The following is a 25,642-nucleotide window of genomic DNA, read 5'->3' on the forward strand; positions in this document are numbered from 1 at the left end:
CAAGGACTAAAGTCTTGACTACGAAATACCCTGCATATTGTTAATTTTTGAACGCCAGTTGCTACCCTGCGGGAACGCCTGCGGTAAACAAGTCAGGAAACCCGCCCAACGCACTGGCTCCTGTTAACTGTTGATTGGGAAGAAAGATTTTCTGGTGCTAGTTTTTTGATTGACCACCTAAATATTTAGCTTGACTTGACGACAACTGTATCGCCCTCGATTTTAGCGGCGTAAGTTTTTAGTGGTTTATCAGCCGGGCCTTTTAGCACTTTACCATCTGTGGCAAATTCTGAGTCATGACAAGGACAGGTAAATTTTTTCCCTGCTTCATTCCATTTAACTGGACAACCTTTATGAGTGCAGTTGGGGTTAACAGCAATCAGATTGGCTGCTTGAGATTTCCCAATTACCAATACAGCGCCAACAGGAGAGTTATCGACTAGCAACTGACCGGTTTTATCTAACTCTGCTGAAGTCCCTACTTTTTGCCAACCACCTTCCCCTGCTGATTTTGCTTCTGGTGTGGCTGTTTGCTCAGAACAGGCGGCGATTGCTACAGGTAAAGAACTCGCTAGTAAACCTAAACCTACCCAATTAATGAAATCACGACGTTTCATGACTGATGTTACTTTTAAGAATTTTGAAGTTTGGCGGAATAGCGATCGCTTTCCATCAGCGATTATCATATGCAGAAAATGCATCGGATGATTACATTTTTGGCAATTACTCTAAATTTTCGTAGCGATTTATACGATTTTAGCGAAAATCCACCCTTAACCTTAATAGTATGTAAATCGTTACACTTTCAGTACCAGAACATTCCTTACACAACTACCCAATGAAGACACGGAAACGTTTTTCCTGAAGCAATCATTTCCGCACCAAATACCTAAATATAGATTATCACTGCTTTTGCCCTAGTAGACAGAGGAATGGTCAAACTACGGGTTGATTCATGATGGGCAAAAACTCGCTTTGGTTGTCCGGGATTCAAAACTTGCAATGAGAGTCAGCTCATGACAGACACAGCAACTAGCACTACAGCCAGCCTCAATAAGTTCGAGAAATTCAAGGCTGAAAAAGATGGACTTACCGTTAAAGGTGAGATAGAGAAATTTGCTAACCTTGGCTGGGAAGCAATGGATGAAACAGATCGCGATCATCGCCTCAAGTGGGTGGGCGTGTTTTTTCGCCCAGTCACCCCTGGTAAATTTATGATGCGGATGCGGATACCCAACGGTATTCTCAGCAGCGATCAAATGCGGGTGTTAGCGGAAGTATTGCAGCGTTACGGTGATGATGGTAGTGCTGACATTACCACGCGCCAGAATATCCAATTACGGGGTATTAGAATTGAAGATTTGCCCGAAATCTTCAATAAAATGCAAGCCGTTGGTTTAACCAGCGTGCAATCAGGGATGGATAACATCCGCAACATCACAGGCGATCCGGTGGCGGGGTTAGATGCGGATGAGTTATTTGATACGCGGGAATTGGTGCAACAAATTCAGGATATGCTGACCAACAAAGGTCAAGGTAATCCAGAGTTTACCAATCTTCCCCGTAAGTTTAATATTGCCATTACAGGTGGTCGAGATAACTCCGTCCATGCCGAAATTAACGATTTAGCATTTGTTCCGGCGTTTAAAGAAGGTATATTCGGCTTTAATATCCTTGTAGGTGGTTTTTTCTCAGCCAAGCGTTGTGAAGCAGCGATTCCCTTAAATGCTTGGGTTGCACCAGCAGATGTAGTTGCAGTCTGTAGAGCAATTGTAGAAGTATTTCGTGACAATGGCTTACGTGCTAATCGCCAAAAAGCGCGGCTGATGTGGTTAATTGACGAGTGGGGTTTAGATAAATTCCGCGTGGAAGTCGAACACCGTTTAGGTAAATCATTTTTATCCGCAGCACCAAAAGATGAAATCGACTGGGAAAAGCGCGATCATGTTGGTATATATAAACAAAAGCAAGCAGGGTTAAATTACGTAGGTTTACATATTCCTGTCGGGCGGTTTTACGCTGGAGATATGTTTGAAATTGCCCGGTTAGCCTCAGTTTACGGCAATGGGGAAATCAGGTTGACAGTAGAACAGAACGTGATTATTCCCAACATTCCCGATTCGCGGTTAGCAACATTTTTAACTGAACCACTACTAGAAAGATTTGCCATTAATCCAGGGTTATTAACGCGATCGCTAGTTTCTTGCACAGGCGCACAATTTTGCAACTTTGCCTTGATAGAAACCAAAAACCGCGCCTTAGCCACCATTCAAGCCTTGGAATCCGAGTTAATTCTCACTCGTCCCGTCCGCATTCACTGGACTGGCTGTCCTAACTCCTGCGGACAACCACAAGTAGCCGACATCGGTTTAATGGGAACTAAAACCCGCAAAAATGGCAAAACCTTGGAAGGAGTTGACATTTATATGGGCGGTAAAGTCGGCAAAGATGCCCATTTGGGAACATGCGTGACCAAAGGTATACCCTGCGAAGATTTGCAGCCAGTTCTACAAGATTTACTGATCGAGCACTTTGGGGCAAAACGCAAGCAAGAAGCCTTAGTTACGTATTAGGGCATGGCGCATGAGTACTCCGAAATAGCAAATGAGTATTCCAAAGTAACAAATGGATACTCAGAAGTAACAAATGGATACTCAGAAGTAACAAATGAGTACGCCGAAATAACAAATGGATACTCAGAAGTAACAAATGGATATTCCGAAGTAACAAATGGATACTCCGAAGTAACAAATGGATATTCCGAAGTAACAAATGAATACTCAGAAGTAACAAATGAATACTCAGAAGTAACAAATGGATACTCAGAAGTAACAAATGAGTACGCCGAAATAACAAATGAAGGAAGGGGAATTGGGAAAACACTCAATGCCTAATGCCCCATGACAACTAACAACTGATAACTAACAACTGACAACTAACAAATGACGAATCTCTCACGTAGACAATTTATTTTCACTTCCACCGCAGCAGCAGCAACTTCTATTTTGGCTAATGCTTGCTCTTCTGGTAATTCCAATTCAAGCACAACAGGAGAACAAGCACCTTCGGCGGCTCCAGCAGCTAATGTCTCTACAGCAGCTAACGCACCTAAAGTTGAAACAACCAAAGCCAAGTTAGGATTTATCCCCCTGACAGACGCCGCGCCTCTGATTATTGCTAAAGAAAAGGGCTTCTTTGCTAAATACGGCATGACTGATGTCGAGGTGATCAAGCAAAAATCTTGGCCTGTCACCCGCGATAACCTGAAAATTGGCTCATCTGGCGATGGTATCGATGGGGCGCACATTCTCAGCCCCATGCCTTACCTGATGACAATTAACGATAAAGTGCCCATGTATCTCTTAGCGCGGTTAAATACTAACGGTCAAGCTATCTCTGTTGCCAATAAACTGAAAGATTTTAAAGTCGGCTTAGAAAGTAAAGCTTTAAAAGAGGCTGCGGACAAAGCCAAAGCTGATAAAAAATCCATGAAAATGGCGATCACTTTTCCTGGTGGTACCCATGATTTATGGATGCGCTATTGGTTAGCGGCTGGCGGGATTAATCCCGATCAAGATGTGGTTTTAGAACCTGTACCACCACCACAAATGGTAGCAAATATGAAAGTTGGTACAGTTGATGCTTTTTGTGTAGGCGAACCTTGGAATGCTCAATTGGTAAGCCAAAAGTTAGGTTATACAGCTTTAGTTACAGGCGAATTGTGGAAAGATCACCCAGAAAAAGCCTTCGCTATGCGTAAAGATTGGGTTGATAAAAATCCTAACGCCGCACAAGCATTATTAATGGCAGTTTTAGAAGCTCAACAATGGTGCGATAAAGCAGAAAATAAAGAAGAAATGTGCAAAATCTGCGCCGATCGCAAATACTTTAATGTTGCCGCAGCAGATATTTTAGAAAGGTCTAAAGGTAATATTGACTACGGTGATGGACGCACAGAGAAAAATTTCGCCAATAGCATGAAATTCTGGGCTGATAATGCTTCTTATCCTTATAAGAGTCACGATACTTGGTTTTTAACAGAAGATATTCGCTGGGGATATTTGCCAAAAGATACCAAAGTTAAAGAAATTGTCGATCAAGTAAATAGAGAAGACTTATGGAAAAAAGCCGCCCAAGCAATTAATGTACCTGCTGCGGAAATTCCTACTAGTAGTTCGCGGGGAGTTGAGACTTTCTTTGATGGTGTGAAATTTGACCCAGAGAAACCAGAAGAATATCTCAATAGTTTGAAGATTAAGAAAGTTTAATTATAACTGCGATCGCTGTTTGTTGAATCAACTAAAATTACACAGGAGAAAAGAAAAATGACAGCTGTTGCGGGCAGTCGAATTAGCAAAAAAAAGTCCCAAAAAGCTATTAGTAAATTATTCTGGCAAAAAGTTGCGCCACCAATAGCAGCACTAGCAGTTTTTCTGGTGATTTGGCAGTTACTTTGTTTAAATCCTAGCTTTAAGTTACCAGGCCCCATTGAAACATTCCAAGAAACTTGGAACCCGTTTATTATTCATCCATTTTTTGATAATGGTGAAAGTGATAAAGGTTTAGGTTGGCAAATTCTCAATAGTTTAGGTCGAGTCGGTTTAGGATTTTCTCTAGCAGCAATTGTTGGTATTAGCTTAGGAATTATCATCGGTGCTAATCCCTTACTATTTAATGCTGTAGATCCCCTATTCCAAGTATTGCGAACTGTACCACCTCTGGCATGGTTACCTATTTCCTTAGCAGCATTTCAACAAGCTAACCCTTCAGCAATTTTCGTGATTTTCATTACCTCGATTTGGCCGATTATTATTAACACTACAGTCGGCGTACAACAAATTCCCCAAGACTACGTGAATGTGGCGAGAGTTTTACGTCTCAAAGGCTTAAAATATTTCTGGAAAATCGTATTTCCCGCTACAGTTCCTTATATCTTCACAGGCTTACGTATCGGGATTGGTTTATCTTGGTTAGCAATTGTCGCAGCAGAAATGTTAGTTGGTGGTGTGGGGATTGGTTCATTTATTTGGGATGCCTATAACACCACGACAGACACCAATTTAAGTGAGATTATCTTAGCCCTCATCTACGTCGGTTTAGTTGGCTTGCTATTAGATAGAATTGTCGGTTTTATCGCTAGCAAAGTTGTAGCAGAGCAGAAGTAGTCAATAGTCAAAAGTCAATAGTCAAAAGTAGATTATTGACTCTTGGTTAATGACGAATTACGAATTACGAATTACGAATTACGAATTACGAATTAAAAAATGACTACTTTTGTAGAAGTTGATCACGTTGATCGGGTATTTGATTTACCAAATGGCAGCAAATATATTGCCCTCAAAAATATTGAATTAAAAATTCAACAAGGGGAATTTGTTTCCCTAATTGGACATTCTGGTTGCGGTAAATCTACCTTACTAAATATCATCGCAGGTTTAGATCAAGCCAGTATTGGTGGTGTGACTTTAGAAGGGCGAGAAGTTAGAGAACCCAGCCCAGACAGAATGGTAGTGTTTCAAAATTACTCCCTGCTTCCTTGGTTGACAGTACGGGAAAACATCGCCCTAGCTGTGGATGAAGTTTATAAGGATCAGCCCAAAGGTGAAAGACGGGGGATCGTCGAAGAACATATCGACATGGTGGGGCTACGCCTCGCCGCTAATAAACGCCCCAGCGAATTATCTGGAGGAATGAAACAGCGAGTGGCGATCGCGCGTGCATTGGCTACCCGTCCCAAGTTGTTATTGCTAGATGAACCCTTTGGTGCTTTGGATGCCTTAACAAGGGGTAGTTTGCAAGCGCAACTAATGAAAATTTGCAACGAACACAACGTTACCTGCGTAATGGTGACACATGATGTGGATGAAGCGTTATTGTTGAGCGATCGCATCGTCATGCTTACCAATGGCCCAGAAGCCCACATTGGACAAATTCTCGAAGTCCCCATCCCCCGCCCCCGCCAGCGTTTAGAAGTCGTAAATCATCCCAGTTACTACAATCTGCGGAACGAAATGATTTACTTCCTCAACCAGCAAAAACAAGCTAAAAAGCGCAAAGCTGCACAAACTCAAGCACCTGTCATCATCTCCCGCAACGGCTTAGAAAAGGTCAATTTAGACATCGGCTTTTTACCCCTCACCGATGCTGCACCCTTAATCGTGGCTCAAGAAAAAGGCTTCTTTGCCCAGTATGGCTTAGAACAAATCACCCTCAACCGCGAAACCAGTTGGAAAGACATCGCCAAAGGTGTTGGTACCGGGAGATTAGATGCAGCCCAAATGGTAGCTGCTATGCCCCTCGCCCTGACTTTAGGCGCTGGTGGTAAAAAGTCGATTCCTGTAGTCAACGCCTTAAATCTTTCCCGCAACGCTAACGCCATCACCTTAAGCAAAAGATTGTATAGCCAAGGCGTGAGAACCCTAGCTGACTTAAAAACAGCAATTAACGCTTCTCCCGACAAAATCCTGACTTTGGGAATCGTCCATCCCACATCCATGCAGAACCTAATTCTACGTTACTGGTTAGCATCTGGGAGAATCGATCCCGACACAGATGTTAGCCTGACAGTGATCCCCCCAACAGAGATGGTTTCCCAACTCAAAGCCGGAAATATTGACGGTTACTGTGCTGGCGAACCTTGGAACTACCGTGCTGTCCATGAAGATATTGGCTTTGTCGCTGCTACCGCCTTAGAAATTTGGTCAGGACAGCCAAAAAAAGTTCTGGGAGTGCGGGAAGAATGGGCGCAGAAATATCCAGAAACTTATTTAGCTTTAGTTAAAGCACTGTTAGAAGCCTGTAAATACTGCGACGACTTCCGCAACCGCGAAGAAATTGTCGAATTAATCTGTCGTCCTGAGTACCTGAATACCAATCCTGCATACGTCCGTCCTGGTTTTACCGATCCCTACGATCGCGGTGACGGTACAGCACCCCAAGAATTAGTCAGATATAACCAGTTTTACCTGAATCAAACCAACTATCCCAACCGCACCGAATTGTTATGGATGGTAACCCAGCTAGCACGTTGGGGTTTAGTCAGCTTCCCCAAAAACTGGGTAGAAGTAATTGACAGAGTATGCCGCACAGACATATTCGGCGCAGCTGCACGCGACCTCGGCATTCTCGACATCGGTCAAGACGATCCCATTCATTTATTTGATGGTAAAATTTTTAACCCATCAGAGCCACTAGAATACCTCAACAGCTTGGAAATCAAACGCCAAGTCCGTGTTGAAGAAGTATTTATGTAGTCAAGAGTCAATGGTCAATGGTCAATGGTCAATCGCATCAATTTTACTAAGTAAACTCACTCTCTCTTTGTTCTTATTTTCTTTCTTTCTTCGTGTACTTCGCGTCTTGGCGGTTCGTTTTTTTATCTCTAAAAACAATGCGACGAACCATTAACCTCATCTCTCTGTGTCCTCTGTGTCTCTGCGGTTAATAAATTCTTTTGAACCACAGAGACGCAGAGGCGCAGAGAAGAGATTTTACAAAAACTAGCTTAAATATCAAATAACCATGCAAACAGCCAAAAAAACCACCAACACAACCCAAACCAACCACCTACAAACAAAGAAAGCCGAAAACTTTCTCGTAATTGAAGGCGTCAGCAAAATTTACCCCACCCCCGAAGGCCCTTACACCGTATTAGATGGAATTGACCTAAAAGTTCGTGAAGGTGAATTTGTTTGCATCATTGGTCATTCTGGCTGCGGTAAATCAACTTTACTCAACATGATTTCCGGGTTCAACACCCCCACCGATGGCGTAGTTCTCCTACAAGACCAACCCATCACCGAACCAGGCCCCGATAGAATGATGGTATTCCAAAACTATTGCCTTTTGCCTTGGCTGAATGTCTTTGAAAACGTTTACCTGGCGGTAGATTCAGTATTTCCAAAAAAACCCCAAGCCGAAAAAAGAGCAATTGTCAGAGAACATTTAGCGATGGTAGGCTTAACAGAAGCGGCTGATAAAAAACCCAGCCAAATTTCTGGGGGAATGAAACAGCGAGTTGCGATCGCTCGCGCTCTTTCTATCCGTCCGCAAGTTCTGATTCTCGATGAACCCTTTGGCGCATTAGACGCTATCACCAAAGAAGAATTACAAGAAGAACTACTGCAAATCTGGCGCGATCATCAAGTTACCGTCTTGATGATTACCCATGACATAGATGAAGCTCTATTCTTAGCCGACAGAGTAGTCATGATGACAAATGGCCCATCTGCGCAAATTGGGGAAATTTTAGATATTCCCTTCGCCCGTCCCCGCAATCGTCGCCGCATCATGGAAGACCCAGAATATTATAACTTGCGGAACTATGCTCTCGACTTTTTGTATCGCCGTTTCGCTCACGATGATGAGTAATCAAAATTAGAAAAATCTTTGGCAATGGTATTGAATAATCTAGCCTGCGCAGGCAGGCTTTGTAATGATAGCCCCAGGCTTCCAGCCTGAGGGCGTTAATCTGTAGCCTCACATAGAATTGCTAGAAGTATGATTTTTAACGCATAGCTCCAATGCCATTTTTACATTAATACCAACAAACTGTAATTGTAGATACAAATCAACCTGCTAGGTAAGCATAATTTAGTATTAACAACATCTTACGTACTCCCTCAAATTTCCTGAATCAGGGAGTAAGAATTTTAGATTTAAATCCAGCACCAATAAATAACGAAAAATATCTGAATTGAACAGGGTAATTAAACAATTATCCCTGTATTCTTCCATGCAATTTTGTACTTGAGGAAACTTTGAATGCTCAAAGGATTATTTTCATTCAGGGATCGCTATCGTATCCTACATCAGACTTGGTTTGCCTTTTTTCTTACCTTTGTCTGTTGGTTTAACTTTGCTCCCTTTGCCACCACTATTGGTAAGGAACTAGATTTAGCACCTGAGCAAATTAAAACTTTGGGCATTTGTAACCTCGCCCTGACAATTCCAGCACGGCTAATTATTGGGATGTTGCTGGATCGTTTTGGCCCCAGAATTACCTATTCAATACTATTAATGTTTGCTGCTGTTCCTTGTTTAGCAACAGCATTATCACAGGATTTTAATCAATTAGTTATCAGTCGCTTACTGATGGGAATTGTTGGTTCTGGGTTCGTTGTCGGTATCCGTATGGTAGCCGAATGGTTCCCACCCAAAGAGATGGGAAGTGCCCAAGGGATTTATGGCGGTTGGGGAAATTTTGGTGCTTTTGGTGCAGAGTTCGCCCTACCAATGCTTGCTGTAGCTACAAGCTTTCTATCTGGTGGCGCTTCTAACTGGCGGTTAGCGATCGCACTCACTGGTATCGTTGCTGCTATCTACGGCGTAATTTATTACAACAGCGTTCAAGATACGCCTACTGGCAAAGTTTACAAAAAACCTAAGAAAAATGGTGCTTTAGAAGTAACTAGCATTAAAAGCTTCTGGGCAATGATTCTCTCCAACTTTGGCTTAATTTTTGCCTTAGGTTTATTAGCTTGGCGCTTAGAACAAAAGAATATTCACTTTTTGAATTTAAGCCAAATGTATTTGGTTTGGGTGTTGTTAGCAGGATTATTTGCTTACCAAACCTACAAAGCTTATCAAGTTAACAAAGAACTACTAATTGGCACGCCACTTGCTACAACGGGGGGAACCCCCGCAACACAGTGGCTCAAAAAAACCTACCCACTTGCACAGCGTTATCAATTTGGTCAAGTTGCCTTACTGGAATTTACTTACATAACTAACTTTGGTAGCGAATTAGCAGCAGTTTCCATGCTCCCGGCATTCTTTGAAAAAACCTTTGCTTTAGAGCATGTACTCGCCAGCATGATCGCCGCTACTTATCCATTTTTAAACTTAATTTCTCGCCCCAGTGGTGGCTTAATATCTGATAAATTGGGTTCCCGTAAATGGACAATGACAATTGTCAGCGCTGGTATTGGTGTGGGCTATTTAATGACGCATTTTATTAATAGTAGCTGGCCAATACCCTTAGCGATCGCAGTCACCATGTTTGCTGCTTACTTTGCTCAAGCTGGTTGCGGTGCAACCTACGGCATTGTACCCCTAATTAAAAAAGAAGCCACTGGACAAATCGCCGGTAATGTCGGAGCTTACGGCAATTTTGGTGGTGTAGTCTACCTGACGATTTTCAGCCTTACTGACGCATCAACACTCTTTACCACAATGGGCGTAGCCGCGTTAATTTGCGCCTTTATGTGTGGCTTCTTCCTCAAAGAACCCAAGGGTTCCTTCGCTGGTGCTTATGAAGGCGAATCATCAGAAACAACAGCACCACCTGCACCAATGTTGGCTGAAGAATAATCCTTCAGTTCTTGCCCAAACAATAAATTAGCATCACCAAATTTTAGTTTTTGGATTGAAAACCTTCCCCATCCAAAACTTGTTTACACAAATACTTTGCGTCCCTTTGCGTTAACCTCTGCGCCCCTTTGCGTTTCAAACCTCCAAATCCCCAACAGGATAACTGCCATTATGAGTGAATTTACCAAAACCCTCTGTCCTTACTGCGGCGTTGGCTGTGGACTAGAAGTTTCACCCCCAGCTCAACCCGGAAAAGCGACTAATCGGGACAGTCAAGGAACTCCAATTTGGCGCGTGCGGGGAGACAAAACCCACCCATCTAGTCAGGGTATGGTTTGTGTCAAAGGTGCAACTATTGCTGAGTCTTTAGATAAAAATAGACTGCATTACCCAATGGTACGAGAGTCTTTAGATCAAGAATTTCGGCGTGTCAGTTGGGATGAAGCTTTTGATATCATTACCAAGCGCATTCAAACGGTGCGTTACACCCAAGGGACAGAAGCTATATGCATGTATGGCTCTGGACAATTCCAAACTGAGGATTATTACATCGCCCAAAAACTCATGAAAGGATGTCTGGGTAGTAATAATTTTGATGCTAATTCCCGTTTATGTATGTCTAGCGCCGTATCTGGATACATTCAAAGCTTTGGCGCAGATGGCCCGCCTTGTTGTTACGACGATTTAGAGTTAACCGACTGTGCATTTTTAATTGGTACTAATGCTGCTGAATGTCACCCGATAGTCTTCAATCGCTTGGCGAAGTATCACAAGAAAAATCGCAAAGTCAAAATGATTGTTGTCGATCCTCGACGCACACCCACCGCAGAAGCAGCAGATTTGCATTTAGCTATTCGTCCGGGTACAGATATTGACTTGTTAAATGGTATTGCTTACCTATTGATGCGTGGGAATGCTATTGATGTTGGGTTTATTGACGACTGTACGAGTAACTTTCCGGCTTATGCAGAGGTGATTCGTCATTATGCTCCCGATATCGTAGCGGATCGTTGCGGTATTAGCGTTGCAGATTTAGAAACAGCCGCTCGCTATTGGGGTCAATCCCAGAGGGTGTTATCTCTGTGGTCAATGGGTGTGAATCAGTCCAGTGAAGGTACAGCGAAAGTCAGGACAATTATTAACCTGCACCTGATGACAGGACAAATTGGTAAGCCGGGAGCCGGGCCTTTTTCTTTGACTGGTCAACCCAATGCAATGGGGGGAAGAGAAGCTGGCGGTTTAGCGCACTTATTACCTGGTTATCGCTTGGTGAAAAATCCCCAGCACCGCGCCGAAGTTGAAGATTTTTGGGGACTGAAGCGAGGGCAAATTTCACCTAATCCTGGTTTAACTGCTTGGGATATGATTACTGGGTTAGAAGATGGCGTAGTAGGATTACTGTGGATTGCTGCTACCAATCCAGCCGTCAGTATGCCAGATTTGGAACGGACTAAAAAGGCATTATTGCGATCGCCTTTTACTATCTATCAAGATGCCTATTATCCCACGGAAACTGCTGCTTACGCTCACGTTCTGTTACCTGCGGCGCAGTGGGGTGAAAAAACTGGGGTAATGACCAATTCTGAGCGCACAGTCACTCTCTGTCAAGCATTCCGTCAACCACCCAGAGAAGCCAAACCAGATTGGGAAATTTTCGCTGAAGTTGGGCGGAGATTAGGCTTTGTTAAAGAATTCGCCTTTGCCAATTCCGCAGAAGTTTATGCAGAATTTGTAGGCTTAACTCGCGATCGCCCCTGTGAAATGACTGGTATTAGTCATGAAAAATTACAAACACAAGGCCCCACCCAATGGCCACACCCAGAACAGGACACGGGGACATTTTCACTCTCCGCGTCTTCCCAGCAAACCAAGCGCCTCTACACAAATCTCCGCTTTCATACTCCTGATGGACGGGCGCGGTTTGGGGCTTATCACTCACGAGGATTGGCGGAACCACCAGATCCAAATTATCCTTTTGTGTTGACCAATGGGCGACTATACGGACATTGGCACACCCAAACCCGTACCGGACGCATTGAAAAAATTCGCCAAATGCACCCCGATCCATTTATTGAGATTCATCCTCGTGATGCTGCAAAGTTAGGGATTACAGATAACCAATTGTTAGAAGTGCGATCGCGTCGCGGTAAAGCCAAATTTCCCGCCAAAGTCACAAAAGCGATCGCTCCTGGTACCGTATTTGTCCCCATGCACTGGGGCGCACTTTGGGCAAACGAGGCAGAAGCTAACGCCCTCACCCATCCAGAATCTTGCCCAGATTCGCTACAACCAGAGTTAAAAGCTTGTGCAGTACAGCTACTACCAATTTCTGCGGAAGTTACACTCAAAAATTATCAACTCCAGTCCTCACAATGGTAAGCTGCTAAATAGATTTCTCAATTTTGATTGAGAATGTAAGCCATAGTTAATATTCAATAGTTACGATTATTTTTTCTAATCCTTTAGATTTATCTATAGGATTTTTGTTTTATGTTTGAATATTTACTATGGAGCGCAAGTAATTTAACAAATAAGCAAACGAGTTACTAGGAGGGCGGAAAATGGTTCACATCCGCTCAATCTTGAATTGGATAGTTGCGACTCGGTATCCATCCTAAATTTCTATGTTTTTTTTATTTTTGATTATTAAATTTAACTTAAAAAACAGGGGATAACTAATGAGAAGACTATTCAAACAAATGATGGAAAATACCAGAGATGAGAAATTTATGCACTTCATTGAAAGTATTGAGGTGCTAGTTTCCAAGATTTTATCTTTATTGATGGTATTAGTTATTTTAGCTGCCTTAGGTGATTTGATAGTCTTCTTGATAAAAGAGTTATTTACCACCCCGTACGGCAAATTTAATACTACTTTATTTAAAATATTTGGTTTATTTCTGAATATTTTAATTGCCTTAGAAATATTAGAAAATATCACTGCATATTTGCGCAAGCATGTAGTTCAGGTAGAATTAGTAATTGTCACATCTTTAATTGCTGTTGCCAGAAAAATTATTATTCTTGACCTGGAAAAAGTGTCAGGAATTGATATCATTGGGTTAGGAGTAGCTATTTTAGCTTTATCAATTAGTTATTTAATAATTCGTTATAGTAATTCCCGCAAGACACATTAGATAGGGCATAGGACATTGGGAAAACAGTGCTTTGGAGAGGTTTATAGCAGAGTAGCAACTGCCGTCAAGGGATAAAACTGACAACTGACAACTGACAACTGACTAAATGATTAATGACTAATAATCAAACTTTCTTTGAATTTGAGATAGATTTCGTTGAATCCCTCCGTTGCATACCCATGCAAGTGCGCTACAAACTAGATACTAGTGGTATCAAACTCAAGTTATCGGATTGGCATCAAATGTCTCAGGCTGAACGAGAGGCTTTAGTTGAATTACCTTGCATTACAGAAACAGAAATTCAGTCTTATCGTCAGTATCTCGAACAGTTAATTTTCACTCGTACAGGTGTACCAGCCAAACAATTACCGATTGAACCACAGCCAGAATGGATGGACTCGACTAATTTACCAGCTAGCGTTCAAGCAAAAGCTCAAGAAGTAGGTCTAGCGATCGCAACTCAAAAGTGGGAAGCTTTAACTCCTTTACAGCGGTTTGCGCTAATTAAACTCAGTCGTTCAGGACATGAAAACAAAAACTTTCCCAAAGCGGTAAGAGAATTTCATTTAGCGTGAAACTAGAGACTAGCGATCGCGCGCAAAATTTTTCTCAGTTGCTAGTCAACAGTTGAGCGCCGAAAAATCCAGTACTCAAGTCCAGCTAAAAATTTTTTAGCACCTGATAAATAAAGTTAAGCCTGCGTAGACAGGCTTTGTTTGTTTATTCCTATGGTTTCAGGCTGCGAGTGTTAATGTGCGGCTGTATCGAGAATTTGTATTATGAATGCGATCGCTCACTAGAGAAAAGAAATAGTTAATTTTCATAACCTAGCGGTGTAATTCATCACATAAACTTTAGCATCAAGATAGTATTAGGGTTACATAATTGGGACAACATTAATGTTAGGGTGGTCAACAGTCCACAATCCATAGTCTATAATTTGTTGACAATTGACCATTAAGCATCTACAAACTCAACTCCAAATCAACCAGAAATACAGCTTGAGTGCTGACAATGTACTACTTGTCAACGCGCGATCGCACAATTTTGGTTTTTACGTAGGAAATTCCGGATTCTTGAGCAGTGAGTGAAGCTATATTGTATTTAGCCATGCCACAGTTACATTAGTCCAGTATTATGAACAAGTTTAAAGTCACAATTCAGGTACGGCAGATAATTTTTTTGCAACATTTAAATGATATTGCTGTAAATTGGCTAAGCTTAAGTTCTAATAACAAGTAATTTCAGAATTCGTTGAGACACGCAATCTAACTCGATGACAGGCAAAAACGCAAGACATAATGCATTTCTGCGGCTAGTGTCTGGTAATGGAGCACCTCTTAGGTCAGAATTCCGCTACTCGCTGCTCCCAACTCAAGAGATGATCGTTGGACGCGACCCCAGCTGCCAAATTGTCTTGGATGCCATGATGTATCGGATGGTATCCCGTCGTCATGCTGTGGTTCGTCCGCTCTCTTCCTCTCCAGATAACAAATTTAGCTGGCTAATTTGTGATTTGAACAGCGCGAATGGTACGTATTTAAACGGACAGCGCTTGCAAGGTTGTCAAGAATTACATCCAGGCGATCGCATTTCTTTAGGCGCTGATGGGCCGCAATTTGTGTTCGAGCATGATTATGTGTCCCAAGCAACAATCATGACTAGGCCAGCTACACCGCTACCATCTGCGGGAAGTTATCCAGCACCACTAAAAGCTGATTCGGTGAGCTTTACTCAGCTATTCCCGATTATTTCCACTGGTAAAGATTTAACTCGCAAAGCTTACCTTGTACCAGGGATTTTGACAGTAGTGTTTGTGGTACTAATGTTTGCTACGGTAGGCAGACCACAAGCAAATCAAGTTATTGTTGCTAGTTATATAGCCTTTGCTGCCTATTATTTTGTATACCAACTCTGCGGTAAACAAAAACCTTGGTGGGTGCTGGCATCTGTAGCCTTAGGTACGGCACTAATATTAAAAAGTCCGCTGTTGGATTTGTTTATTTTCGTCTTTCGCGGTCTATTGCCTGGTAATTTACCTTCATCTCAGGATACGTTGACTTTCACCGAACTGCTAATACGGATGTTTTTTGGTGCAGGTTTGATGGAAGAATTACTGAAAGCATTACCTGTCTTAGCAGCCTTAGTTATTGGCATTACATTACCCTCACCTTGGCGAGAACGCATAGGTATCTGGGAACCTTTAGATGGTATTCTTTTGGGAACTGCTTCGGCTGTAGGTTTTACTTTATTAGAAACTCTCGGACAATATGTGCCTGTTATTACCCAAAATGTGGCGCAACAAGCGGGGGTAGGCACTGGGCAACTGGTGGGTTTGCAATTACTAATTCCGCGAATTTTAGGTTCTGTAGCCGGACACATGGCTTATAGTGGCTATCTGGGCTATTTTATCGGTTTAGCTGTACTCAAACCCCGTCTAATTTGGCAAATTCTTCCCATTGGTTATGTCAGCGCTGCTGCACTCCATGCTTTGTGGAATGCGACTGGTTCAATTAATGCTTTGTTATTGGTAATTGTTGGGGTATTATCTTACGCCTTTTTGATGGCGGCAATTTTGAAAGCCCGCGCCCTTTCACCAACGCGATCGCAAAATTTTGCTACTCGCTTCCTTGGACCTAAATGAACTAGGATGACGATTAACTATTGACTATTAACCATTTTCTACCTTGAGATAGATAGCGCTACTTTAGCAATCAGCCTATAGTGTGAATTATGATGGGTGAGTTGTGTTTAAAAATAACAAAAAAAAGTATAAGACCCGCAATACAAGCGTCGAGTGCGGGCAAAAGCAAGAAGTCGCCTGAATTAACTGACCCCTAAGGGATAAAAGACAACTGATTTAGGATTCTGACTGAAAGCTGTTTAGTTGGGTCAGCGCATAGTAAGAAATCGCTAAACTAACCTTTGCTTGCTCGACATCGGATAAACTTGTCCATTCCTTATTTTCAAACTTATTAATCACAGATCTGGGGTTCTGTGGTTCTCCGCTACGCATAGCATAGGCATAAGGACGGGCTAAAACCAAGAGGTCTTCTGCTCCCCAAGTTGGTAAAACTCCTTGAACACACTCCACTAATTGTTCGCCAAGGGACTGCTGAGAATTAAAAATCTCGGTGGCTTTTTGAGCGATATTATTCAGCCATTCCTGGGGTACAGCTGCTGCAAAAGCTGCTTGCAGGTTAGCGAATAAAGTCTGATTTATATTACTTTTGGGGTGGGATGGAATCGCATCTTCCGGCCAAAGTGCATCAAGTTGTCGGTAAAAATCTTGCGATCGCATCGTCAGTTGTTCTTCTTCCCATAACTCATCGCTGAGAAACTGCTGTTCTAAAGCGCAAAAATAAGCTTCTGATTCTTGTTCGCCAGGATTCCAAGGATAAGTTGCATCTTCTACTTCAAGTAAAGCGGCGAGAAAATCTAATTCGACTTGAGATGGTAAAGAGGTGAAATTATCTGAATTGTTGATTTTGTTAATCATTTGTCGCCTCCGAGTTGATTACTGAGTTGATGATTGAGTTGATTATTTAGCGGTATTGACAGCTACAACTGTCTCAATCCCATTTCCGCAAAAATAAAATTAATTTTGCTGAGTTTGAAAATCTTTTGATTGGACTGCTACTTACCTGATGACCATTTGAATGGGATCGGTGATTTTTGTTCACAGAAATTACATAAATGAGCGCTGTCTTTACAAAAAATCAAAACATATTTAGGTGAATGAACTAATTAAGAGTCCTCAATAATAAACTCCCAAGTTTCACCTCTAGAACTTCCAAACTTTAACTGCATTCCCGAGGTTAACAGTACTTCCTCTCGGAGGATTTGTTGCCACCCGTTAGAACTAGAAACCCATGTTGTACCGTAGGTAGATTTATCTTGCAAGTAATAAGTTCTTACCGGAGTAGTACCGCTGAAGGTATTCCGGCATAAAATTTCGGCATGGCGTTTAGAAACCGAAGGTTCTGGGATGATAATCTCATTGTCTTTTGTCCGCCCAATGCGGGTGACTCCAGAATGCAACGGCCAGGTTTTTCCTCCTGGTACAAGCGATCGCAAAGAAGCTGTGGGTACGGAGGCTATTCTGCTGGGAATTGTCGTGTCTGGTAGTTCGGTAATTCCTTCTTCAAAACTTTTAATTAGTTCGCCATCAAAATCAGGATGTAGATAGAGAACAGGTAAAGTCCAAGCTGGTTGATTAAACCTATATACTGTTAACAAATGTTGTCTGGCTTGGGCTACAGCTTCATCAATTGGTTTACGCGATCGCAGCGCTTCGGTAAAAGCTTGAATAAAACTGTGACTTTCTGCATCAGCAATCTCATCGCGCATTCCCAAAACCGCAGGTACGCCATGACGGATTAATACTTCTGCCAAACTGCTAGAAGGTATGGCTTGGCGATTTATCGCCGCAGGCTGTGCTAACCAACAGGCGTTAAACACAGCTAGTTTGACCGCATTCCGGGTCAATACCTGAGCTAATTCTATGCCATTTAGCGTCATTCCCGGTCGTAAAAATAGTAAACCCCCGTCTGGATCGGGCAACCCATGACCAGCATAGAAAAAGACATTGTATGCTTTAGTTTCTAACTCTTGAATTAATTCTTGTGGTTTTGGTTGCAGCAGTGTATGTACCATACATGGTGCATAACCCTGAGAATGACTACCTAAAGGCCCTGCTTTAGTGAGAGTTTGTTTTAAGATTTCTGCTTCTTTTTCCAGTTGCAGATTTTTATTTTCATTTTCCCCTAACACCAAGAGAATTTTCAAAGCCTGCTCTGTGCGTAAAGACGGTAATGATTCAACTTCACTGGTAGTCCGGCTAAAAAGTAAATCTTGTGACAGTGACATTACCGATTGACCAGCTTCACGCTGCATAATTTCCCAAGGTAGAGCAATTAAATCTGGATCGCGGATTTCCAAGCGAAAGCGTAACCGGGTATGCTGTCCCATAGCTATACCCCGACTGCGTTCTAAACTACCAAGAATTGGCCCATCAAATAACCAGCGCCACAGACTAATTCCCAAATATTGCATCAGGCGACTAGTGTACCCTGCGGTTTGCCCTGAAGGCGATGAAACCAAGTTAATTGGTAGAGGCGTTTTATGTGGTAAGGTGGCACCTGAAGGAATACCTAAGGGACTGTGACCTGCGAACATTTCCTGCCATTCTTGCCAAACTTGAGAGAGTTCAACTGGCCATATACAGTCATGTAAAACATAGCCACTGGGATAAGGAGCCTTAACTACCCAAATGGCAAAGCTATCAGTGCCAGTGTTGGTTAAACGAGCGATCGCCAGGTTCAGGCATGGCAATGGAGTCATTAAACTAAAAGGTGAAAACAAATTATTTTCAATAATAGTTTTTCCAGGTAAAAGTCTTTACCTTGGCAGTTTTTGATTTTAGTTCCTACTTGTATTATTTCAGGTTTTATCAGTTTATGGAGAATTAAACTAAGTTGCATCATCTTCAGATTGCGAGCTGGGTACAGTTGGCTGATTAACTGGCTCTGTTGACTTAGTAGGAACACATGGATTTGGTTGGTCTGCTTGTAAGACAGTCACACCAGATTGAAGTTGGGATAGTTCAATCTTGACTGTTTTCTCTGCTGCTGTTGAAGCCACAGAATTGTCTTTGGCTGGATTGGCAGTGTCTTCATTATTGGGACACACCCGCAGATTTACCACCAAGTCTTGATTAGGGAATTTAGGATTTTTGGGTTGTTTATCAATTACTTCAAAAAAGGTGCCTTTAGAGAACTTTTCCTGACTCTGTTGCCTAACTATGTCATTATTAGCTTGAATTACCCAACCTTTTGCTAGATTATCAATGTTTCGCTCTGTTGCCGATTGATCGGGAGATGGCTTTAAAGTAGGGGTGGGGCTAGTAGCAGCAATTTGCAGTTTTCCCTCTCGCCATTGCATGATCAAGTATCCCAAACCACCAACTATCGCCACCAAAATTAATGGTACAAGCAACTGTAGGGGTAATTGCGCAAAACCACTACGCTGCTTGTATTCGTCTGGAATTACTTTGGTTTTGCCATCGGGGTTGCTGACAAGCATCGGTTGTGCTGTCCTGGGAGATGGATCGGTATTACTTGTGGACGAGCCTTCAGGAATGACTGCTGATAAGCTGGAATCTGGTTCAGAGTATTTCACCTGAAAATGCACTAAGGCGATAGTGACATTATCATGTCCATTTTTGGTATTGGCGATTTCTACTAGTTTTTCTGCCACACTAGCAATATCGGCTTCAGCTTTGAGAATGGGCAAGATTTCTGTTTCCCAATAATCTTCTACCCGATCAAAATCACTCAAGCCATCGGATGTTAGCAAGAATACAGCATCTTCATCGAGAATAAACCGCTGTGAAGTGGGATGAAGTGATGTACTAGGACTCATCCCTAAAGCTTGTACCAGCGAACCCGAACCGCTTTGTTGTGTGGCTTCGCGATAAATAGCATAGCCTAACCTGACTTCACGGGAGGCGACATCATCATCTAGGGTAACTTGATAACAATTTTGGCTTGTAATCCAATAGGCACGACTATCACCCACATGAGTAATGTAGATTTCATGGGCGATTGGCAACGCCATTACTAAAGTTGTGCCCATGCGTTGACGACCTTGGCGATTTTCGCTGTCGTTGCGCTGGCTGATTTTATCATTGACAATGGCTACAGCCGATTCTAAGTCAGTCAGCAACAGTGAAGGATCTATATGTTCCGCCGGAACTTGTGTAAGTTGCTGTACCTGGTTTTGAATCGTTTCAATGGCTAAATTTGAGGCGACATTACCGCCTTCATGTCCACCAATACCGTCACAGACAATAGCTAAAGCTGTAGATTGAGGTGGTTTAGTAACTAAAGTACCGCTGAGAGGATAACAAGCATCTTCATTGCGTTGACGGCTAGGGCCAGTATCGGTTTTAGTAAAAATTTTAATACTAGAGGTTTGCGATCGCCCTAATTGAGCTAATCCTTGATCTAATACAGCCATTAATTGTTCGGCTGAATTGATTTCTGCTGCTATTAAAGAACTGCTAACTTGGTGAATAAATTCTGCTATGGCTGGTTTTGCTGTCTTGTGTAACTGCTGCCATACTTGGCCTAATTCCGATAAGCTCGGTTGGGTACCAGAGTCAAAATGTAAGTCCAACAATCGGACTAAGGTGCCTTCCAGCCTGATTAAATCCGGTTTGAGTAAGGTAGTAGCCACACCCTCACTTAATAGAGGTTGCCAAAGATTGGCTATCTGCCATAACCAGTGGAGTTGGCGCATAGAGTTAGCATCACCCCAAGCTGTCATTAAATCGGGGTAGAGTTTCACTTGTTGCCCTGTATTGTCAGCAAACAGTGGCGGTTTTTCTAAAAGTAAGATTTCTTGTTGAGAACGTCCATCGATGGGCGGTATAACTCCATATACTTGCGGCACATGTACTCGATAAGGTATTAACCGCAAATAAGGTCTAATAACTGACAAGCTATCTAATTCTGGTGCGTAAGGAACGAACCCAGGCTTGATGTCTAAAACCACGGATTGGTCGATTACCAAATAGCGATCGGCTAGTATATCTCCTGCTTTGGCAAAACTCAAGCCTTCTCCCTGCACCCAAAGATAGCGTTTGGGTAGGGGTGTAGAACACCGCAAGCAAAACTTGTGCGTCAGGGGGTTAGAAGATTGACAAAGTTCATTTGGGCAGTAGAGCGTTGCCGCATCATTTTCCATAGTTTTTTCACCGATCAGCAATTGGCAATTTCTTCAACAGCATTGGCAGCGACCTTCTAGAGCGCTTATGTTTTTTGAACCTGACATATCCAACACTTTGGTTCAATGATTTTAGCTGGTGGATCGCAGTGCTAAAACTTAATGATTCTACGATCTACATATCCAAACAACTTACTCCTCAATCAACCTTACAGGCTTATCATAGCTTCTATAACCTCTATCACTTTCTCCTCTCCTTTATCCGCACAACTAATTTTCACCCTGTTATCAACATCTCACCCCAGCATTACGGTAGTGTTTACTTTTGTGGAATTACTCCATTAAAAATAGGCATATTGTGCTGGTATTTCTTTAGTTTATAATTTACTAGCTAGGAATTAACTTTAATTAAGAATTAAGATAGCTAAATATATATATCAACTAATTAATCACTGCGCAAATTTTACGAAATATTGCAGTCATCAATCACAAAAGGCAAAAGGAGCATTGAGCATTTTTGCTCTCTGACAAATTTCCTGGATCATCAGCCCTTGGCGTTCGTATGGAGTAGATTTTCACCAAGCCACAAGCACAAAGCTAGCAAAAGACTTTGCGCTTTGTCATTGATTCTTGATTTTTCTGCCATAATTATAGGCTCTAGACAGTGAGGTTTTGTTGGTAAAATTAGCGACTTTAGACTTCTCATATTTGATCGAGAATATTACCAGATACAAGATTAGAGGCAATGGATAACAATGCCCCTAGGAGTTAAGAAATACAAAAACTTACGGAAAGTCGGCAATAAAGCCGACTCCTTGTATTGGTAGCATGAACCACCCACTGGCTGAGGCTATTAGGTATTGGGCATTGGATATTGATATGCTGTTCCATGCCCGATACTTGATTCCCCATACCTGTAAAATACCACTTTCTGTTTGGGGTGGGATGAGCTTAAAGGTAGCTCGGAAATTGACTATTTGTTATCAACTGCTACTTGGGGAAGTCCCATACTGTAGTTAGTGACGCGACTTTGCAGATTGTAGCTGATTTCGCCTTTTTGCAAGAGCGATCGCAAATAATGCTCTAAGTCGGAACCAACGCGACGTAAATTGTAGTCTGTCAAATCAGCGCCACTAGATGCTTCTACTAGTTCATCAAACTTGCGATAAATCTTTTGTAGCGCATCTTCATTCCAGTTGAATTCATTATCTGGGTCAACATCTAAAGTCAAGACCTGATTACTGGGAACTAGTTCACCATCCCGGTCAATTTCTGCCGCAAAAATGCGAATATGCCTAGTTGTAGACTTGAGCAGCGTCGGATTGTCCATAAAGGTGTAAGATTTTGGTTGACTACACTGAAATCATTGTAGACGGTATGCTTGAGCTTAAATGCCCGCAGTCAACAGGAATTCACCCTTTAAGCAGGCATAAGCCAAAATGCGTGCATTAATCATCAGCTGCTCATAACTAAAGTAAGGGAGGTTTGTTCAACTAGAAATAGCAGACAAAATTTCCTCCAACGGCAATGATGGGGTAGGTTGTTTTGATTTGTGCAGGAAGTACAACTTTATTGTAGCGGTAATGTAATCATATCCCGGCGAAACTGTCAAGCTGTTTGCACTCGTCAGAGTTTATTAAGCATCAGGGTAGGGTAGTTAGGGCAAACAGATCAAAGGGATAGAGCTAATTTCACAAGCCTCGAGCTTTTTGTAGCGCAGTTAGCTAAGCGGTTACCCTAATGGGGGCGCACTACCGCCAAAAAGCGCCAGGAGGCACACCACTGCAATCTGGGAATATCCCTTGTGACGACAAGCCGTACTCTCCGAGAAGCCTCGCTCCGCTCCTCTACCGCGTCTACGCATCCACAACAAGGGCATAAAAATCTTACCCCTGCTACCTGATTTTCAAGACAAGGCCTATTCCCAAGAGTAAAATGCATCTGTAAACTTGGGGAAATTTGCTTTGGTGGACAAATTCAATTATGAATAACTAGTCTATGACTTCCACCTGCGACTTGATTGATGCCGCAATTTTGTCATGGGCTATCATGAGCGTGTTTCAATGTTTATAATTCTGGTTCAGAAGACAAACAAACCTTTAATTACTTTGATGCTTAACAACTTCTAAATCTTAGGATGAAATCAATGTACATCTAGTAAATTTACGTAGTTATGGTACAACTACCTCTAGCTTTCATCAAAAAGCAAAAATTTAGTGATAACACGTAAGTAAAAACACTAATTTTTCAGTAAAATCACAAACTGTTGTTGACGTTAAGATAAAGTTGATGTAAAAACCTTTAAAAAGCTCGAACAACTTCTTACAGAAACTTTATTGTATAGAATCTTAAAAACTGAATAATAGTTATGGCTTACCTTGTGCCACCGCTGGTACAAAAAAATTGCCGCCTAAGCAAAATGAAGTCTGAATGGAAAAAACTAAAGGAGAGTGAAATGGAATACAAATGTGATGAATAAAGAGTAATTCTTAATTCAAACACTTTGGATTCAAAAGAAAATATGAAGAATTAAAGAATTTTTGCTGGAGATTAACTCCTAAACCGCATGACCACCAAGTAAAGGAATCCTGAAATCTATGAACTCCAAAGCCTTACCACGCCAGATAAATAATATTGAAGTAGGTGTTTATGAGTGCGAAATCCATCTCAAATTCCGTTTAATTGAGGAAAAAAGTTTATTGGGCGATCGCGAACAGCTGTTGCAGGTATTGTTAGATGCTTTGACCGAAGGCTCTGATGACTTTTTAGAGACCCTACAAGCATCGGTGAAAGCTCAGGAAATATCTGAGTTTAAAGCTTCACCGCAAATGCGCCGCCAATTAATGCGTTTACGTAATTTTGCTGACAATACTCAATAATTGTTTCTATTAATTATCAGTAGTGGCAAGCTGTGAATTGAGCGTTAAATGGTGAATTTGTGATAAATTTGTCATCAGCTCTAAACATTGATTGAGTTGGCTTGTGTAATTTAAAACTAAGGCTTGGAGCAGATTTTATTCTCCAAAAAGCCGAAGAAAGCCTCACAGTAGCCCTCACCCTTTGCACTACGGAAATAGTTGGGTGCCTACTAATGCATTTATTTATTCCTCATTAGGGCGGGTTAGAGTTTTTTCAAAAATATATTGCTGAGGAATAGGTTTAATCAGGGTGTTACTTCAAGTTGGCGAAATACTAGCAAGCGATCGCGTATCTGATATACTCGAAAAATTTTCCATTCTGCTGAATTTATAGCTCTATTTTGAGCGATCGCTTGTGCTCGCAATTATTTCATCTGGTATTTTGCGAGCTTGAAGTTGCATTCCGCCCTTATTACATTGTTGAGCATGGGCAAGGCAGTGCGCCCTTGGTGGTTACCCCCGTTGTAGCAGCTGCCGTCATTGGGCAGCTTGTAGAAGCAAAGCCGTAAGCCAGTCCGGTGGACGGCTTTCCTAGGCAGACGCTTGCGGGGTTTCCCCCGTTGTGCGGACTGCCGTCGGCATAAAGGAACTGGCGTGAGCGTAGCGGTAGCAACTGCCGTCATTGGGCTTTTTCATTTCCCTGTGCGTCACTGCATCCCCTATTTTGCTAGCCCATGTTCTAAGGCAAAACGGACTAACTCTGTACGGCTGTTTGTACCAGTTTTACTAAATAAACGACTAACGTATTTTTCAACGTTCCTGACGCTAGTATCTAGGCGTCGGGCAATTTCTTTATTCATTAATCCTTCAGCTACCAAATTTAAAACACTTTGTTCTCTGGGAGTGAGGTCAATTTTAAAAGGCGCTGGTGATTGAGAAATAGCGTTCCTTTGGGTTAACAATGCTTTAATTTGGGCAATCTGATTTGCTAATTCAGCAATATCAGGTGTCTCGTTTTCTTCACCTGTAGCTTGAGGCTTAGCCATACGTCGAGTTAGTAAATTTTCTACGATGGCAATTAATTCATCTGGATCGAAGGGTTTTGGTAAATAAGCATCAACACCAGCTTGATAACCTTGGATGCGATCGCCCGTCATTCCCTTAGCAGTTAAAAATACTACAGGCAGGGCTTGAAAACGCGGATCTTCCCGTAGTTGTTTCAAAAACTGATAACCATCCACCTGCGGCATCATGATGTCAGAAATCACCAAATCAGGTGTATTCTGCTGCATCAACTCCCAACCTTCACGGGCGTTACTGGCGACTTGAACGCTGAAACCGCTTTCTTGCAAATAATCTTTTACAGCTTCCCGCAATCCCGGTTCATCATCTACCAATAACAGTTGTGCTGACATTGAAAATTTCCTTGAATATACATTTTTCCAATTTAGCGAAAGTTGGCAAGCTTTGAAAGGAAAGTAAATTAGGGGACAAGGGATAAGGGACTTCCAACTAAAAAAATATCCCATTGCTGCGTAGGCAGGAGGGTAGGGAGCAGGGGGAAACAATTCAAAATTCAAAATTTAAAATTAAGGAATTTCCCAATGC

Annotated in this window: 18 protein-coding genes; 12 read left to right on the forward strand and 6 right to left on the reverse strand. The window is 42.1% G+C overall.

Going from position 1 to position 25,642, the window contains the following annotated elements:
- Positions 1 to 185: 185 nt before the first annotated feature.
- The gene (locus H6G41_RS01940) at positions 186 to 617 is read right to left on the reverse strand and encodes a ubiquinol-cytochrome c reductase iron-sulfur subunit (RefSeq protein WP_190743324.1); all 432 of its coding nucleotides are present in this window, start codon (positions 615 to 617) and stop codon (positions 186 to 188) included.
- A 399-nt stretch (positions 618 to 1,016) separates the two neighbouring features.
- Between H6G41_RS01940 and H6G41_RS01945 the strand changes: the two genes are divergently transcribed.
- The 11 genes from H6G41_RS01945 (at position 1,017) to H6G41_RS01995 (ending at position 16,092) form a co-directional block, all read left to right on the forward strand.
- Complete coding sequence (locus H6G41_RS01945; protein WP_190743107.1) at positions 1,017 to 2,573, forward strand: ferredoxin--nitrite reductase; 1,557 nt, start codon at positions 1,017 to 1,019, stop codon at positions 2,571 to 2,573.
- Positions 2,574 to 2,576: 3 nt separating this feature from the next.
- On the forward strand, positions 2,577 to 2,894 hold the full coding sequence (locus tag H6G41_RS01950) for a hypothetical protein (protein ID WP_190743109.1): 318 nt from the start codon (positions 2,577 to 2,579) through the stop codon (positions 2,892 to 2,894).
- 48 nt (positions 2,895 to 2,942) lie between these two features.
- On the forward strand, positions 2,943 to 4,268 hold the full coding sequence (locus H6G41_RS01955) for a CmpA/NrtA family ABC transporter substrate-binding protein (RefSeq protein WP_190743111.1): 1,326 nt from the start codon (positions 2,943 to 2,945) through the stop codon (positions 4,266 to 4,268).
- A 57-nt stretch (positions 4,269 to 4,325) separates the two neighbouring features.
- Positions 4,326 to 5,165 carry a nitrate ABC transporter permease gene (ntrB, locus tag H6G41_RS01960; protein ID WP_190743113.1) on the forward strand — a complete coding sequence of 280 codons (840 nt, stop codon included), beginning with the start codon at positions 4,326 to 4,328 and terminating at the stop codon, positions 5,163 to 5,165.
- 99 nt (positions 5,166 to 5,264) lie between these two features.
- Positions 5,265 to 7,253, forward strand: a complete 1,989-nt coding sequence (locus H6G41_RS01965; RefSeq protein WP_190743115.1) for a nitrate ABC transporter ATP-binding protein — start codon at positions 5,265 to 5,267, stop codon at positions 7,251 to 7,253.
- Between the two features lie 268 nt (positions 7,254 to 7,521).
- The gene (locus tag H6G41_RS01970) at positions 7,522 to 8,370 is read left to right on the forward strand and encodes a nitrate ABC transporter ATP-binding protein (RefSeq protein ID WP_190743117.1); all 849 of its coding nucleotides are present in this window, start codon (positions 7,522 to 7,524) and stop codon (positions 8,368 to 8,370) included.
- A gap of 393 nt (positions 8,371 to 8,763) precedes the next feature.
- Complete coding sequence (locus tag H6G41_RS01975) at positions 8,764 to 10,311, forward strand: NarK family nitrate/nitrite MFS transporter (protein ID WP_190743118.1); 1,548 nt, start codon at positions 8,764 to 8,766, stop codon at positions 10,309 to 10,311.
- Between the two features lie 171 nt (positions 10,312 to 10,482).
- Positions 10,483 to 12,690 (forward strand): molybdopterin oxidoreductase family protein, encoded by a 2,208-nt coding sequence (locus H6G41_RS01980; protein WP_190743119.1) that lies wholly within the window; start codon positions 10,483 to 10,485, stop codon positions 12,688 to 12,690.
- Between the two features lie 299 nt (positions 12,691 to 12,989).
- Positions 12,990 to 13,448 (forward strand): phosphate-starvation-inducible PsiE family protein, encoded by a 459-nt coding sequence (locus H6G41_RS01985; RefSeq protein WP_190743120.1) that lies wholly within the window; start codon positions 12,990 to 12,992, stop codon positions 13,446 to 13,448.
- A 113-nt stretch (positions 13,449 to 13,561) separates the two neighbouring features.
- Positions 13,562 to 14,023: a nitrate reductase associated protein gene (locus tag H6G41_RS01990; protein WP_190743121.1), complete on the forward strand. Its 462-nt coding sequence runs from the start codon at positions 13,562 to 13,564 to the stop codon at positions 14,021 to 14,023.
- Between the two features lie 701 nt (positions 14,024 to 14,724).
- Positions 14,725 to 16,092 (forward strand): PrsW family glutamic-type intramembrane protease, encoded by a 1,368-nt coding sequence (locus H6G41_RS01995; protein ID WP_190743122.1) that lies wholly within the window; start codon positions 14,725 to 14,727, stop codon positions 16,090 to 16,092.
- Between the two features lie 216 nt (positions 16,093 to 16,308).
- Here H6G41_RS01995 and H6G41_RS02000 read toward each other — a convergent pair whose 3' ends face one another.
- The 4 genes from H6G41_RS02000 to H6G41_RS02015 form a co-directional block, all read right to left on the reverse strand.
- Entirely contained in the window at positions 16,309 to 16,947 is a 639-nt protein-coding gene (locus H6G41_RS02000; protein ID WP_190743123.1) for a hypothetical protein, read from the reverse strand.
- A gap of 248 nt (positions 16,948 to 17,195) precedes the next feature.
- Positions 17,196 to 18,782 carry a CHAT domain-containing protein gene (locus tag H6G41_RS02005; protein ID WP_190743325.1) on the reverse strand — a complete coding sequence of 529 codons (1,587 nt, stop codon included), beginning with the start codon at positions 18,780 to 18,782 and terminating at the stop codon, positions 17,196 to 17,198.
- A 138-nt stretch (positions 18,783 to 18,920) separates the two neighbouring features.
- On the reverse strand, positions 18,921 to 21,197 hold the full coding sequence (locus H6G41_RS02010) for a PP2C family serine/threonine-protein phosphatase (protein WP_190743125.1): 2,277 nt from the start codon (positions 21,195 to 21,197) through the stop codon (positions 18,921 to 18,923).
- A gap of 952 nt (positions 21,198 to 22,149) precedes the next feature.
- Positions 22,150 to 22,506 carry an NAD(P)H-quinone oxidoreductase subunit M gene (locus H6G41_RS02015; RefSeq protein ID WP_190743127.1) on the reverse strand — a complete coding sequence of 119 codons (357 nt, stop codon included), beginning with the start codon at positions 22,504 to 22,506 and terminating at the stop codon, positions 22,150 to 22,152.
- Between the two features lie 1,267 nt (positions 22,507 to 23,773).
- On the opposite strand from H6G41_RS02015, the gene H6G41_RS02020 reads away from it, so the two are divergent.
- Positions 23,774 to 24,055: an Npun_R1517 family heterocyst differentiation transcriptional regulator gene (locus tag H6G41_RS02020; protein ID WP_190743129.1), complete on the forward strand. Its 282-nt coding sequence runs from the start codon at positions 23,774 to 23,776 to the stop codon at positions 24,053 to 24,055.
- A gap of 698 nt (positions 24,056 to 24,753) precedes the next feature.
- On the opposite strand, the gene H6G41_RS02025 is transcribed toward H6G41_RS02020, so the two are convergent.
- Positions 24,754 to 25,449: a response regulator transcription factor gene (locus H6G41_RS02025; protein WP_190743131.1), complete on the reverse strand. Its 696-nt coding sequence runs from the start codon at positions 25,447 to 25,449 to the stop codon at positions 24,754 to 24,756.
- Positions 25,450 to 25,642: the final 193 nt, after the last annotated feature.

It is taken from the genome of Tolypothrix sp. FACHB-123 (assembly GCF_014697075.1).
GTDB lineage: Bacteria > Cyanobacteriota > Cyanobacteriia > Cyanobacteriales > Nostocaceae > Aulosira.